The organism is Paenisporosarcina sp. HGH0030, from assembly GCF_000411295.1.
Lineage (GTDB): Bacteria > Bacillota > Bacilli > Bacillales_A > Planococcaceae > Paenisporosarcina.
On sequence record NZ_KE150421.1, the window covers coordinates 809,478 to 823,220 of the forward strand.

The 13,743-nt window shown below is 38.8% G+C and carries 18 protein-coding genes and 1 pseudogene; all 19 read right to left on the reverse strand.

The annotated features are described in order from the left end of the window. Positions 1–268, reverse strand: a pseudogene (locus HMPREF1210_RS18335) (hypothetical protein); the annotation flags it as partial. A 162-nt stretch (positions 269–430) separates the two neighbouring features. Further along, positions 431–688 carry a hypothetical protein gene (locus tag HMPREF1210_RS04005; RefSeq protein ID WP_016427327.1) on the reverse strand — a complete coding sequence of 86 codons (258 nt, stop codon included), beginning with the start codon at positions 686–688 and terminating at the stop codon, positions 431–433. A 7-nt stretch (positions 689–695) separates the two neighbouring features. Then, complete coding sequence (locus HMPREF1210_RS04010; RefSeq protein WP_016427328.1) at positions 696–1,592, reverse strand: GTP-binding protein; 897 nt, start codon at positions 1,590–1,592, stop codon at positions 696–698. A 56-nt stretch (positions 1,593–1,648) separates the two neighbouring features. Continuing rightward, positions 1,649–3,145, reverse strand: coding sequence for a S41 family peptidase (locus HMPREF1210_RS04015; RefSeq protein WP_081637821.1), 1,497 nt, complete (start codon positions 3,143–3,145; stop codon positions 1,649–1,651). A 144-nt stretch (positions 3,146–3,289) separates the two neighbouring features. Further along, positions 3,290–3,994 (reverse strand): purine-nucleoside phosphorylase, encoded by a 705-nt coding sequence (gene deoD / locus HMPREF1210_RS04020; RefSeq protein WP_016427330.1) that lies wholly within the window; start codon positions 3,992–3,994, stop codon positions 3,290–3,292. Positions 3,995–4,063: 69 nt separating this feature from the next. Then, positions 4,064–4,834, reverse strand: a complete 771-nt coding sequence (locus HMPREF1210_RS04025) for a sporulation protein (protein ID WP_016427331.1) — start codon at positions 4,832–4,834, stop codon at positions 4,064–4,066. A gap of 32 nt (positions 4,835–4,866) precedes the next feature. Next, positions 4,867–5,097 carry a YozE family protein gene (locus HMPREF1210_RS04030; RefSeq protein WP_016427332.1) on the reverse strand — a complete coding sequence of 77 codons (231 nt, stop codon included), beginning with the start codon at positions 5,095–5,097 and terminating at the stop codon, positions 4,867–4,869. Between the two features lie 116 nt (positions 5,098–5,213). Next, positions 5,214–5,636, reverse strand: coding sequence for a peptide-methionine (R)-S-oxide reductase MsrB (msrB, locus tag HMPREF1210_RS04035; RefSeq protein ID WP_016427333.1), 423 nt, complete (start codon positions 5,634–5,636; stop codon positions 5,214–5,216). Then, positions 5,633–6,163, reverse strand: coding sequence for a peptide-methionine (S)-S-oxide reductase MsrA (msrA, locus tag HMPREF1210_RS04040; protein WP_016427334.1), 531 nt, complete (start codon positions 6,161–6,163; stop codon positions 5,633–5,635). The genes msrB and msrA overlap by 4 nt, the downstream gene beginning before the upstream one ends. 13 nt (positions 6,164–6,176) lie before the next feature. Further along, a complete protein-coding gene (locus tag HMPREF1210_RS04045; RefSeq protein ID WP_016427335.1) occupies positions 6,177–6,749 on the reverse strand; it encodes a YpmS family protein in 573 nt (190 codons plus the stop codon). Between the two features lie 15 nt (positions 6,750–6,764). Further along, positions 6,765–7,580 carry a GDSL-type esterase/lipase family protein gene (locus tag HMPREF1210_RS04050; RefSeq protein ID WP_016427336.1) on the reverse strand — a complete coding sequence of 272 codons (816 nt, stop codon included), beginning with the start codon at positions 7,578–7,580 and terminating at the stop codon, positions 6,765–6,767. 55 nt (positions 7,581–7,635) lie between these two features. Further along, positions 7,636–8,475, reverse strand: coding sequence for a DegV family protein (locus tag HMPREF1210_RS04055; protein WP_036659362.1), 840 nt, complete (start codon positions 8,473–8,475; stop codon positions 7,636–7,638). A 179-nt stretch (positions 8,476–8,654) separates the two neighbouring features. Then, on the reverse strand, positions 8,655–8,846 hold the full coding sequence (locus tag HMPREF1210_RS04060) for a hypothetical protein (protein ID WP_036659363.1): 192 nt from the start codon (positions 8,844–8,846) through the stop codon (positions 8,655–8,657). Further along, a complete protein-coding gene (locus HMPREF1210_RS04065) occupies positions 8,839–9,339 on the reverse strand; it encodes a dihydrofolate reductase (RefSeq protein ID WP_016427339.1) in 501 nt (166 codons plus the stop codon). The genes HMPREF1210_RS04060 and HMPREF1210_RS04065 overlap by 8 nt, the downstream gene beginning before the upstream one ends. A gap of 14 nt (positions 9,340–9,353) precedes the next feature. Further along, the gene (locus HMPREF1210_RS04070; protein ID WP_016427340.1) at positions 9,354–10,298 is read right to left on the reverse strand and encodes a thymidylate synthase; all 945 of its coding nucleotides are present in this window, start codon (positions 10,296–10,298) and stop codon (positions 9,354–9,356) included. A 72-nt stretch (positions 10,299–10,370) separates the two neighbouring features. After that, entirely contained in the window at positions 10,371–10,949 is a 579-nt protein-coding gene (locus HMPREF1210_RS04075) for a YpjP family protein (protein ID WP_016427341.1), read from the reverse strand. 244 nt (positions 10,950–11,193) lie between these two features. Then, entirely contained in the window at positions 11,194–11,985 is a 792-nt protein-coding gene (locus tag HMPREF1210_RS04080; protein WP_016427342.1) for a class I SAM-dependent methyltransferase, read from the reverse strand. After that, positions 11,982–12,419, reverse strand: coding sequence for a BrxA/BrxB family bacilliredoxin (locus HMPREF1210_RS04085; RefSeq protein ID WP_016427343.1), 438 nt, complete (start codon positions 12,417–12,419; stop codon positions 11,982–11,984). Before HMPREF1210_RS04085 ends, HMPREF1210_RS04080 begins: the two co-directional genes overlap by 4 nt. A gap of 193 nt (positions 12,420–12,612) precedes the next feature. Then, on the reverse strand, positions 12,613–13,731 hold the full coding sequence (locus HMPREF1210_RS04090) for a virulence factor (RefSeq protein ID WP_016427344.1): 1,119 nt from the start codon (positions 13,729–13,731) through the stop codon (positions 12,613–12,615). Positions 13,732–13,743 lie beyond the last annotated feature (12 nt).

A 13,743-nucleotide genomic window follows, 5' to 3' on the forward strand; every position in this document is an offset into this window, starting at 1 on the left:
CTGGGACAGCTGGTTTTGCTGGGACAGCTGGTTTTTGTGTTGGAACTTTAAATCCTGCAGCAAATAGCTGTGCATAAAGTTGATCTATCAATTGTTTTTCCATGGCTGAGTTCGCCACCGGTTTTACTAGAGTACGTGTTGACCAGTCATAACTTGTATTAGTTAGACACGTGGGTTGATTTGATGAAAATGAAGCTTCTGCGGTCGTACCTTGACTGAATGAGAACACCATAGCTCCCATTGTTAAACCTAGTAACATTTTTTTCATTTGTTATTCCCTCCTCTGCCACCTAGTCTATCGGCTAAAACTATGAAAAAAATACCCATTCATTTCCACTGTTGCCAGAAGAAATGAAAAGGTACTCTTCAAGCGGTTTACACGACATCAATATTGAGTGGTTTTAGGGAAATTACCATATCTTTCATTGAATTAACTATTGACGGACTGATAAACAGCCTCATAAACCTTCTTTAACCCCTCTTTTTCTACAGAAATGAGGCTACTTCTATCGATTCTATCAAAAGCAATTTGTAATTTTTCATCAGCGCTTTTCCTAACACGTGGGTGGGTGAGCTCATCTAATAATTCGATTCTTATGCTGTCTGATAATTGATCCATCGTTTCAATCAACTTAGTTCCTTGACGATATGGGAACAATGATTGATAAGCTAGTATCGTTTCATTCATGACTTAATCACTCGCTTCCTGGAACTTGCAGTTGTGCAATTTGTTCACCAATGACTATAATTGATGGCTCCATTTTCACATACTCAGGCAACCACTGCACCATTCCATACGAATATTGGAAAAGCATAGGGTTTTTCATGCCAATGATAGGAACGTAACCTTTCATGCGATATACGGAAGACGGCAATGTACGTAACCATTCTTCAAACTCTTCTTTATCAATCGATTGTTTAAATGTAACTAGTCTTGTGGACAAGGCAAGTTCTTCACCGATACGGGCTTGATTAACATCTGTCTTTTGCACAGTGCCTTTCATTCTTTCTAACATGGCAAACGGACATTTTCCGTGAGATGTTTGAATAATTGTCGCAGAAGGATTGAAACTTTGTAATTCATATGTAATTTTCGCCTGTTGTGCATCAGACAGCAAATCCATTTTATTGGCTAACAATAAGTGCGCATGACGAATTTGTTCCAAAAAGAGAGCACGAATTTGTGGACGTAATGCTTGACGATCTAACCAAAGCAAGCTGTCAACCACTGTCACGATTCCTTTGACATTTAATTGTTTCGCAAATAATGGTGAATAGACAGCATCCAGCGCTTCAACAGGATGTGCTGCACCGGTTGTTTCAATAATCAGTACATCGAATGCTTCGCCTGCCAACAATGTTTGTAATTGAGCCTCTGTCTGTTCAGAGCCTGTACAGCAGATGCATCCTTCCAACATTTCCTTCAATGGAATGTCTTCATCTACTGCCTGAGAATCAAATGGAAGTTTTCCTAGTTCATTCATCAATATCGCGGGTTTTAATCCTTTTTCTTTCAACTGTCGAATCGTATCTGTTAATAATGAGGTTTTTCCGCTTCCCAAAAAACCGCTGAATAAATAAACGTCTTTCATCGTGTACGCCCTTTCTGGTGAAAAAAGCTGGCCTCAAGTTGCAGGCCAGCTTTTGTTTATTTTGCTAGTTCTTCTAATACCAAATCTTTTGCTTTCAAAAGTTGTGGATCATCCTTTTTGATTTTCACACGTAAACGGTCCATTAAGGCAAACGTAGAATCACCCGTCAAGACGCCCGTTTCTTCAAGTTTTGCTTCTTTTTGAACTTGTTTTACAGCAGCTTCAGTTTGATCATCAAACAGTCCATCCACTTTTCCTGTATCAATGCCAATTGCAGTAAGCATTTCTTCTGCAGCTTTCACTTGATCAGATAAAACGCCATTTTTCATTTCGATAGACGCATCCAAAAACGCAAGCTGCGTATAAGCTGGATATTCTACTTTCACGTCAGGGGCAATCCCTTTTTCGTGAATCCAATTGCCTTCAGGAGTTAACCATTTCGCAGTTGTGAATTTCATATTAGATCCATCTTTTAATTCATTTGCTGTTTGTACCGTTCCCTTACCGAATGAATTTAAGCCTACCAATTTTGTACCGGCCGATTCACTCATTGCAGCTGCAAGAATCTCAGAAGCAGAAGCACTACCTTCATCTATTAATAAAGAAACAGGTACTTTAACTTTCGTTCCATTCGTTGCATAGTAAATTTCTGCTTCCTTCCCTTTTTCCTGGGTCTGGAATAAAGGTTTGCCATCATCAACAAACAAATTGGAGATATCAATAGCTGAAGTCAACAAGCCACCTGGATTTTGGCGTACGTCCAGCACTAATGCTTTCATTCCCGCTTCCTCCATATCAGTTATGGCTGCAAGCAGTTCATCATACGTATTGGTTGAGAAACTTGTAATTTGAATGTGTGCAACTTTACCTTCCAATAGCTCTGCATAAACAGTTTCAATCGGAATTTCGTCACGCACAATTTCAATTTCAAGCGGTTCTTTCATTTCACCACGTTGAATAGTCAACGAAACGGATGTGCCTTTTTCTCCACGAATCAGCAATACGGCTTCTGAAGCACTCATACCATGAATGTTTTTCCCATCAACAGCAATGATTTTGTCATTTGGCAAAATCCCTGCTTTTTCAGCTGGTGAATTTTTAATGGGTGACACTACAGAGATAACTCCATTGCGTTCTTGTATTTCAGCACCGATACCCTGGAAACTTGAAGAAATACTTTCTTCGAATTGAGCAGCCTCATCTTGGTTCATATAATCGGAGTAAGGATCCCCCAGGGCTTCAATCATTCCATTGATTGCTCCATTGACAATAGCGTCTTGGTCAATATCAGCGTAGTAGCCAGCCTTCAATTCATCATACGCCTGGTATAACTTTGTAAACTCTCTTCTTTCAGGAGCTCCGACTTCGACTACCTTTTCATCGCCAAATGTTAAAGCAAAAATCGTTAATCCTGCTGTACTCAAAATTAATGTGAAAATCAGCATGATGAAAAAGAAAGGTTTCAAGCGTATATACTTTCCTGCTGGTCCATCATGTTGTACATGTTCCGGTTGTTCAGGTTGTCCTTCTGTTTGTTCCGTATTGTTTTTCATTTCCTCCAAGTCATTCACCACTTTCAAATCGAAACCATTAAAATAAATGCTTCAATAGTTATGTATAGTTTATCAGTTACTTCAAGTAAACGGAAAGAAAAAGGCTGTCAAAAAATGATATGACAGCCTTTTAAAATATTCTAATTAATCTTGAATTGCAGCATCCAATGCTACTTCAATCATGTCGTTAAATGTCAATTGACGTTCTTCAGAAGATGTTACTTCCCCTGTTAACAAGTGATCACTTACTGTTAGGATTGAAAGAGCTTGACGGCCAAATTTAGCTGCTAATGTATACAGAGCAGCTGACTCCATTTCAAGTGCCAAAATTCCATATTGAGCCCATTTTTCATGCTCAGCATGCTCGTTGTAGAATACATCCTCAGTGAATACATTACCTACTTTTAGATTCAAGCCTTTTTCTTTACCAGCATTGTAAGCTTTTAATAGTAAATCGAAATCTGCTGTCGGTGCAAAGGTAACGCCGTTGAAAATGATATCGTTCATTTTGGAATCCGTTGAAGCACTTTGTGCAATGATTACATCACGGAGTTTAACGTCTTGGTGAATTGAACCACAAGTCCCTACACGAATTAATTTTTGAACATCATATTCAGCCATTAATTCTGTAACGTAAATCGAAATTGAAGGTACGCCCATTCCTGTTCCTTGTACAGAAATACGTTTCCCTTTGTAAGTTCCAGTGTATCCGAACATATTACGTACTTCATTGTACTGAACAACGTCTTCCAAAAACGTTTCTGCAATGTATTTAGCACGTAGTGGATCTCCCGGTAATAAAATCGTATCAGCGATATCGCCTTTTTTAGCATTAATATGAACACTCATCTTTGTAACCTCACTTTATAAACATTTCCGTACTATCATACTGTTTTTTGTGTCGATATGCAAACTGTGTTAAACGTAACGAGCAATTTCCTGATTTAATCGGGACTCAAGAGATGATAAATCAGTTTTTGACAAAGTCATACGGATATATGACTCATCCATATTCAGTGCTTCCGAGAACAAGCTACCCAAGCCTCGCACTTTACGATCGACTTGGATAAGTAATTCAACCTGATCCAATCCTTTTGGAATAAACGTAAGTTCAATTTCATCAAATTTCCCTCTAAATGGTCCAGATGCTACAAAAAACTCGAATTCCTGAACGAAAGGAGTAATACCTCTGTATGCACGCGGTGCTTCTTCACAATCCACTTTACGTAATTTAAGACCTAAATTTTGAGCAGCAGTCAACCCAGCCTGTACAAAAGCATTCGGTCGGATTTCAATTATATCTTTATCTCCAGGATCCACTGCATTTTTAATGTCAAGACCGGTTTGTAACCAAACTCTCGTTCTTCCCATGGTGACCGGAGTAATGAGCGGAAGATTGAATGAAAATGGAAATGCCTTTTTCTCTCCTTTTTCAATCGTGAATGGTTCGTTTAATTTGTGTGAATAAATTGCGACTGAATCTGTGTATTTATTGTCGTTCGATTCGCGTTCGTACGTGGTATAAACTTTAATATAAATACTATCCACGTTTTGAGATGTGTTTCCCCCAACCACTTCAGTGACTCCTGAGATCAATTCACCTGCAACAAAAGCAGAATCGTTCAGTTTTGTATCTACTCTTGCATTACCCACACCTACAGATGCTAATACTTTATTGAAAATCGACATATACATTCCTCCTAATTAGTTTCTATACATATTTACGATTGAGAAAGGACATTTGTTTCATATAACGACCAAATTTCATCAAAAATACTTGCGCTCATATCGGGGTGCGCCAATTCTTCAATGTAACGGGAAATTTCTTCAAAATCGGAAGATTGCTTTGGGAAAGGCAAATCCTGAAACATAACTTCCGCAAACATAGCCTTAAGATCCGATTTTGGTCCTCCTCTGAAAGTCAGGGTGTATTTATAGAATGTATGATTCATATTAACCTCCAAAGAAAGTGTTCTTATATTCTATATATACAGGTTTTCCAACATAAAGTAAAAGTCTAAGCAGAGGAAAAAGCTAAACTCTTAGTTATTCGAGTTTAGCTTTTCCTTTAAAAGTAACTTAAATATTCACTGTATCCTTCTTCTTGCAACTTCTCTTTCGGAATGAATTTCAATGCCGCTGAATTAATGCAATAACGTAAACCTTCAGGACCTGGCCCATCCGGAAAAACGTGTCCTAAATGCGAATTGGCTGTTTTACTTCTTACTTCAGTCCTAGTCATGCCGTGAGAAACATCCGTATGTTCAGTTACTTCCGGACCATCGATAGGCTTAGTGAAACTTGGCCATCCGCAGCCAGCATCATATTTATCTTTTGAACTGAACAAGGGTATTCCGGAAACAATATCAACATAAATACCTTCATTAAAATGTTGATCAAATTCATTGCGATGTGGCGGCTCTGTTCCATTTTCTTGAGTTACGTGATATTGCATAGGTGTCAGTTTATTTTTTAAATCTTCTTTAGTCATTTTTGGTCACCCCACATTTTTTGTTTAAATCCTGCTCTTCCGGATCCTACCTGATACCGTTCGTAGTGTGTTGGATTTTTTTTATAATAGTCCTGATGATACTGTTCTGCTGGATAAAATGCTTTCACTTCCACAATCGGGGTGACAATTGGATGCGAGAATTTTCCGCTGTCTTGTAATTCTTGTTTGGATCTTTCAGCAATCTGTCTTTGTTCTTCACTATGGTAAAAAATTGCGGTCTCATAGGATGATCCGCGATCAAAAAATTGACCTCCAGGATCTGTCGGGTCAATTTGCATCCAAAACAGTTCAACAAGTTGTTCGTAAGGAAACAAATTTGAATCAAAGGTAATCTGTACAGCTTCTTTATGTCCAGTAGAATTCGTGCATACTTGTTCGTACGTCGGATTCTCTACATCTCCACCTGTATATCCTGAAATAACTGAATGGATGCCTTCATACGAGTCAAATGGCTTCACCATGCACCAGAAACATCCACCTGCAAATGTTGCTTTTTCAATGGTCATGAGTAGACCTCCTTTAGTTACTCGGAACAAGTATCTCGAGAGTGATTTCATCTTTTTGTAGATTAAATTCTTTTGCTTTAACTTTCACATTGGATTTCATCGGAATACGGGATAGATCGATATACACATCTTCTTCATCCGGTCGTACAATCATCCATTCAGGCAAAGTTACGGAATCCTTCAGTAAGTTTAACACGTATTTTGGATCAAGCTCTAATGGACCGACTTCTACGCCTGTTTGAACCAGTCTCAAGTTGCCATTCGGCTCGACCAGCGGATCAAATTTCATGATGACGGGAAGTTTGGTTGAAAAAATAGTAAGTTCAGTAGACAGAAGTATTTGATCCTCCACACTTAGAACGACTGGCATCGGCTTTATATTTATCGCTTCACTTATGTACGAATTAGCAATGCCTTCAAAATCTTCTTTGGTGGTCTTTAGCGTCAACACATTTCCATCGGAAGTTGCCTGTGGTTCAGGAATAATCGTTTTTTCAGAAGGTGAAGTCATCCAAATAACAAAAACAACTACAGAAGTGATTATTAGTGCAATTAATAGTAAAAAAGCAACTTTCCATCCATTCATTAATATGTCAACTCCTTAAAAATCCTTTTCCCCTTTTGCTAAGTGTTTTAAACCGCAAGATTCAAGGGATTCCAGTATGCGGTCTTTCATTTGTTCATAGCCTTTACTATTTGGATGAAAAAAATCCGTATGATATACCATGTTTTCGTTCGAGTTGAATAAATCGCTTACAGGTACAAAACAAGCATTTACGTCGGTGTAAGAAGTGTTAAGAATTGCTTCGTTCCAATTCATCATGATTTGATCAAACTCATTTTTTTCATTTGTCACAACCGTAAACGGATTGTATAAGCCAACCATGAGAATGGGTGAATTCGGGTTGACTTTTCTGATTTCCATGAGAATTTCCGAATAACGCTCAGAGAATTTCACTAACTCTTTCTGAAAAGCAGCAATTCGCAATTGAAATAAATCTTGCTTGACGATGCGCATGATGTCGTTTCCACCGATTGTCACAATGATTAAATCAGCTTCCTGAATGGGTTCGTTAATGTCACCAGATTTAAGTTGCTTCAATAATTGGTCACTTCGCTTTCCCCTCTTCGCTTCGTTCCTTAAGTCAACTTCACGGATTCCTTGAAAATTTTCCATTTCAGACGCCAGGCGTCCCAAATACCCTCCCAATTTCCGTTCATCCCCTACTCCTTGTGTTAAAGAATCGCCTAAACCAACTAGCATGATATCATCTGGAAAGAACGTTTCACTTATAAAGAAATCTTTCATTGCAAATGGTTGTCTTGATGAAAAATCGGGGCTGCTTATTTGGCCAAATTGACATCCTGTCAAGATGAATACGCTCACCAAGATGACAAGTATCAATCGTTTTATCATTTTCCCTCTCCCTCTCATTATAAAAGCAGGGATCTCTCCCTGCTCGTTTCCTTCTTTATTCGACGGTGTACATAAAACCAATAGCGCCCATACCAGTATGGGTACTAACAATTGGCGTCGTATATCCTATTGAAACATCATGAAAACTGGATTCCTCAATTAATTTTTTCAATGGATCTGCCATCGCAAAGCCGTTAGCTTGGGAGATGCCCACAGCTTTCACTTTTTTACCTTTTGTGTCTTCTAAAAACTGCTTATATAAATATTGAACCACTTGTTTATGGCTTCTTGCTTTATGGACGGGAGTGTATTCTCCTCCTTCTAGCGAGGCAATTGGTTTAATTGACAACAATGAGCCTACTAATGCTTTCCCTTTGCCAATACGGCCACCTTTAACCAAATTTTCCAACGTATCAACAACAACAAAAAGATTTGTGTTCTCACGCATGATGTCCAGCTTCTTTACAATTTCCTCAACTGTCGCACCTTGTTGTGCCAATTGTGCTGCTTCTAAAACTTGAAATGATAAAGCATATGAAATAAATCGTGAGTCAATCACTGTTACGTCAGAATTGGTCATTTCAGCAGCTGCTTGTGCTGATTTAACCGTTCCACTCATACCACCAGTCATGTGTATGGAAATGATTTGATCCCCATTCTTCCCTAACTCATCGTAGAGTTCCTGGAATACGCCAACTGCCGGCTGTGAACTTTTTGGCAGTTCCTTTGATGTCTTCATCATTTCCAAAAACGAATCTCCCTGGATGTCCACTCTATCAATGTATGTCTTTCCATCGATTTGTATCGTTAAGGGTACAACATGGATTGAATGCTGAGTAATTTGTTCAGCCGTTAAATCTGCTGTTGAATCGGTTACGATATGTATTTTCGCCAAGCCGGTCACACCTTTCTCTTCATATAGTTATTATAAAAAAGATTTGAAGGAAATGTAAACTATTAGAGCTGTCCAATATGAGCCATGTACTTACAAAACAGACGATTGTCATCAGCATCAAATTTTTGAGTGTTGTAACAGCTCTACTTCATTTGAAATTTTTTGTTGGACAAGATCAATCAATTCTTTTCGAAGGTGCTTTTCGTCCGCTTTAAAATACCGTCAGCCCATTTCTTAGGCTGACGGTGTACAAGTACATCATAATCTTCTGTTGACAAAAGATGGCGTTGATTTTGCACTTTACGTAAATCTTTCAAACTAAAGGGCAAATAACCAAATAAAAATGAAAAAGTCCGTACAGAATTAAACAAGCTCCTGCACCCTGTTTTTCTTTTTATAAATCATGTATTGGTATTGTAACCCGCTATCTGTTGTAATGGTTTCTGAAGTGGAAGCAACATCCCAGCCGTCTTCATAAGGAGGGAAAAACGTATCTCCTTCAAACTCATTCTGAATAAGCGTGACATAAATCAAGTCTGTATATGGTAGGACTTCCTTAAAAATTTGCTCCCCACCAATGACCATGACTTCTTCATGATGCTTTCTTGCAATCTCAATCGCTTCTTCAATCGAATGGACAACGGTTACTCCTTCAGGATTATAAGAAGTATTCCTTGTAATCACTATGTTCAAACGGCCAGGCAAAGGACGTCCAATGGATTCAAACGTATTGCGTCCCATCACAATGGCCTTCCCCATCGTTTTTTCCTTAAAATAAGCCAGTTCATTTGGAATATGCCATGGCATTTTATTATCCTTGCCAATTACGCGATTCATATCATGTGCAACGATTAATGAAATCATAAAACTCCTTCTCTCTACACCGCAATCGGTGCTTTAATTCGTGGATGTGGATTGTATCCTTCTACTGAAATATCCGAGGTTTCCAAATCAAATATGGACTTCTTATCACTTGAAATCGACAATGTGGGCAAATCACGAGGCTCCCTCGCAAGTTGTTCATTCACTTGATCCATATGATTTGAATAAATGTGCGCGTCGCCTAGTGTATGGACAAATTCGCCGACTTCCAGATTGCATTCCCTTGCAATCAAATGGGTCAATAAAGCGTAAGAAGCAATGTTAAAAGGTACACCCAAGAACACATCAGCACTGCGCTGATACAATTGACATGACAGCTTGTTGTCGGCAACATAAAACTGGAAAAATGTATGACACGGAGGCAAGGCCATTTGATCGACTTCAGATGGATTCCATGCAGTGACAATATGTCGTCTAGAATCTGGATTGTTTTTTAGTGACGTGATGAGATTCTTCAACTGATCAATTGATGTCCCATCAGCCGATGGCCATGAACGCCATTGACGGCCATACACAGGACCTAGGTCCCCATAGTTTTTCGCAAACTCATCATCGGACAGAATTTTCTCTCTGAAAACGGTCATTTGTTCATCCACAATTTGCTGAAATGCTTCATCTTGGGCTGCACGCAAACCAAAGTCCGTCATATCCGGACCATTATAGTCTTCGCTATTTACCCATTTTTCAAAAGCCCATTCATCCCAAATATGGTTGTTTTCAGCGATTAACGTTTTTACATTGGTATCCCCTTTTAAAAACCAAAGCAATTCAGAAACAATCAATCTCATTGCTGTCCGTTTTGTTGTCATTAAAGGAAATCCTTTCGTTAAATCGAAACGCATTTGATAGCCGAAAATACTTTTTGTACCGGTTCCCGTACGGTCATCTTTTACTGCACCATTAGCCAGAATTGTTTTACAAAGTTGCAAATACTGATCCATATATATAACCTCCAGAAATTTAGATGTGAAAAAACCTTTTTCAGCGACATGCATTGAAAAAGGTCTTATGCATTATGATAACCACTTTGGTGGCATGTTTTTCGACCAATAAATATCACCTAACATGTAGTGTTTGGCGAATTCATCTGACGATGTATGGTAATGAAAATTAAAATAATAACCGTCTTGAGGTCGGTTCTCCGTTCTTACATGAAAACGGATTACATCGGATTTCGTTGTTGTATCAAAAATGTGGAAAATCTTTTCACTGTGATCCCCGGATGGGTTTTCACTAATTGCCAATGAGTTGAGTGTTTTGTTGTCCATTTCAAATAAAGTCATTTCAATCGCTTCTTGAATTTTCGGGAAGATGACTTCGTCAAATTCATTGGTGATAACGGGACCAATACGTGAGCCGAACTTAACTAATGATTGCTCTTTTGCTTGAACAATGGCATCTTCAAGAAAAGTAGATGGTGCTTCTTCAGACCATTCCACAGCATATGTAGGTTGCGTATTGTGGGAAGAAATCGATTTTTGGTTCGCTTTTTCATCCAGTAAGTTTTCCCAAATTACATGGTTAGGCGATATTACACCAAATGTCAGAAGTGCAACTGCAATTACTAACGTTTTCTGAATCCAATTTTTCATCCATTATCACCTTCAAGTTTGTACAATTTTTAACAAGATTCTATAAGTTATACGAATTGAATCACGAAAAGGTTTCATCTTTCTATAATTCATTGTACAATAAAAATGTAGAAATCGCTTCGTTTTTTAAGTAGGAGGAATTATTATGGACATGCATACAGTGATTGGAATTGGAATGTTACTTTTGCTCGCGTACTTGACTTCTTTAAACTTTACAGACTGAACATGAAAAGCTGCAACTCATTCATTGAGTTGCAGCTTTTTCTATGAATCCATAATGAAATTTTGTATTTGGCCGTTTGATTTGTTCAAAACCAAACTGTTCGAACCAAGGTGAGCCAAAATGCGCCTTTAACACTACTCGCTTTTTAGCAACGCGTTTTGCTTCCTCTACCCATTCTTCGTTTAAAGCATCCTGAATCCCCAATGCCCGCAACGGACTTATATTTACTGACTCCGTAATCGAAGTTTCAAACATAGGGTCCATATAAATGACATCAACAGATTTGTCTGCTAGCTGCTTCAAATAAGTAACAGCATCAGAAGAAATCACTTGAATACGATTCATGAGGCTTTGATATTCCGTATGATCAGTTCGCCCTCTATGAAAAGCTTCTTTTAAAATAAACGCAAGCACAGGATTAGCTTCGCAGCCATGAATGGTGCCAGTCTCCCCTACTGCATACGCGGCCAACAAACTATCTGATGCATAACCAAGTGTACAATCCAAGAAAGAATCCCCGGTTTGCAGTTGACATACATCCAGCAAAGGATCATGTTCTCCTCTTGACACTCGTTTCAATCGGAACATTGCGGAGCTTGGATGATAAAAGAACGGTTCTTTTGAGTTTAACGCATGATACTCCCAGCGACTTTTAGCCGCCACGAGCACATAACTTTGATAATGTTGCTGTAATTGTGTGACGGTTCTTTTCTGACGGTCAACATAAGACAATCCCAACTTCGCTGATGCATTTTTCGCGAACTGTATCGTCAAATCGGTTGGCCTGCCAGCAGTAGTTACAATCGCTTTCACGCAGATGTAACTTGGTTCAATACTTGAACTAAATGATCTTTGATTTGTTCCATCGGAAACCCTTCAATTTGTTCACGCGGAATGAAGTAAGCTAGTTGACCATCTTTCACAACTGCAATTGAAGGTGAACTTGGTGGCACTTCTTCAAAGTAAGTGCGCATTTGATAAGTCGCTTCCTGGTCCTGTCCTGCAAAAACAGTTACCAAATGTTCAGGCTTATTTTCCACTTCTGTTAATGCCTCAGAGACTGCCGGACGTGCCAATCCAGCTGCACAACCACAAACGGAATTAATTACGACTAAAGATGTTCCTTTAACCTCCGCCATATGTTCATTCACCATATCGGCAGTCGTCAATTCCTTGAAGCCAACATTCACTAGTTCTGCTCTCATGGGTTTAACTACTTCTTTCATGTATTCATCGTATGCATTCATATATTTCGCCTCTTTCGTTTTCAATTGCTATATTTGGCGTAATCTTTTTCAATCTTTATCATAACGTGTATTTCGAATGATTTCACTTATTCTAGATGTTTTAATAGAAATGGTAATGAGAATTGCAAAAATGTTAGCAAATGTGATACGAATCACTTATGCTAACATTTTCCCAAAAAACTTCACTTAAAAACTACTGATTTCTCGCTTCAGTCATCTGTTTCCAAACAGAGCCTTTTGCTTCTTCGCCTTGCTCGATGCGGGCAATGGCCATATTGACTTGGAGCTTCACTTCAAATTCAGTATCCTCTTTCGCCTGATGAAGGGCAGGTAAAGAATTTTCAGTTCCTGTCTCATATAAGTACATTGCCGCGCGCCAGCGTACGAGTTTATTTTTATCAGCTAAAGCATGTTGCATCGCTTTTTCAAATTGTGGGAACCCAAGATCGCTCATGCAATCTCCTGCTGTCCGTCTAACTGATGGACTTTTATCCTGTAACGCCTTTTCCATATAATGAATGACTTCTTCGTTATCAATCATACCTAGATAAACGGTAGCTAGTCGGCGAATTGACATTTGTTCATCTTCCAATGCTTTGGCCAGTAGTGGCAAGTCTTCGACTGATGGGTCTGCAATTTGATCAAGCAATTGGAATCGTTCTTCCCATGCATCTACTTGGAATTCTTCGAGACTTACTTTGTGACCACGAACAATCGTTTCATTTTTCGGACTCTTCGCTGCTTCTACCAACATACTCAGACGAGAATCAGGATAAGTGGCTTCGATTTCTTCTTTGATCTGTTCGGCAATTTCTTTTATCTCACCGTAACGGACTCCGAAATCTGTCCATTTGCGCTGCAATATATAGTTTTCATCCTGATCTTGCATGCTTGCATTCATGGCTTCAACAAACCGAGGAGACAGGCCGATACGTTCTTCAGATGTTTGGTCAAATATTTTCACTTGAAGAGGAATTCCTTTGATTTGTTGTACATGTACATAAACTTCCCCGAAGTGTTCGTCCACTTGTACTTCACTTGCAATGGCTTGGTCATTTTCGCCAAATACGTTTCGTACTTCAGCTAATATTTGTTCCCAGTCATTTTTAGCCAACCGTTCAATCGCTAAAAAATCCGCTACATGATAAATCCCTTTAACGCCAGGTATATTTAAAATGGAGACGATTTCCTGAGGTGCCTCTGACGTTTCATCCTTTTTATAATTAAAACTTTTTCCAAAAGGAAGTTCATGGTCAACAATTACTTTCATGGTATTCGGACTTGGTGTCGGTTCAATTGTGAGTATTTTCATGCAAAACGCCTC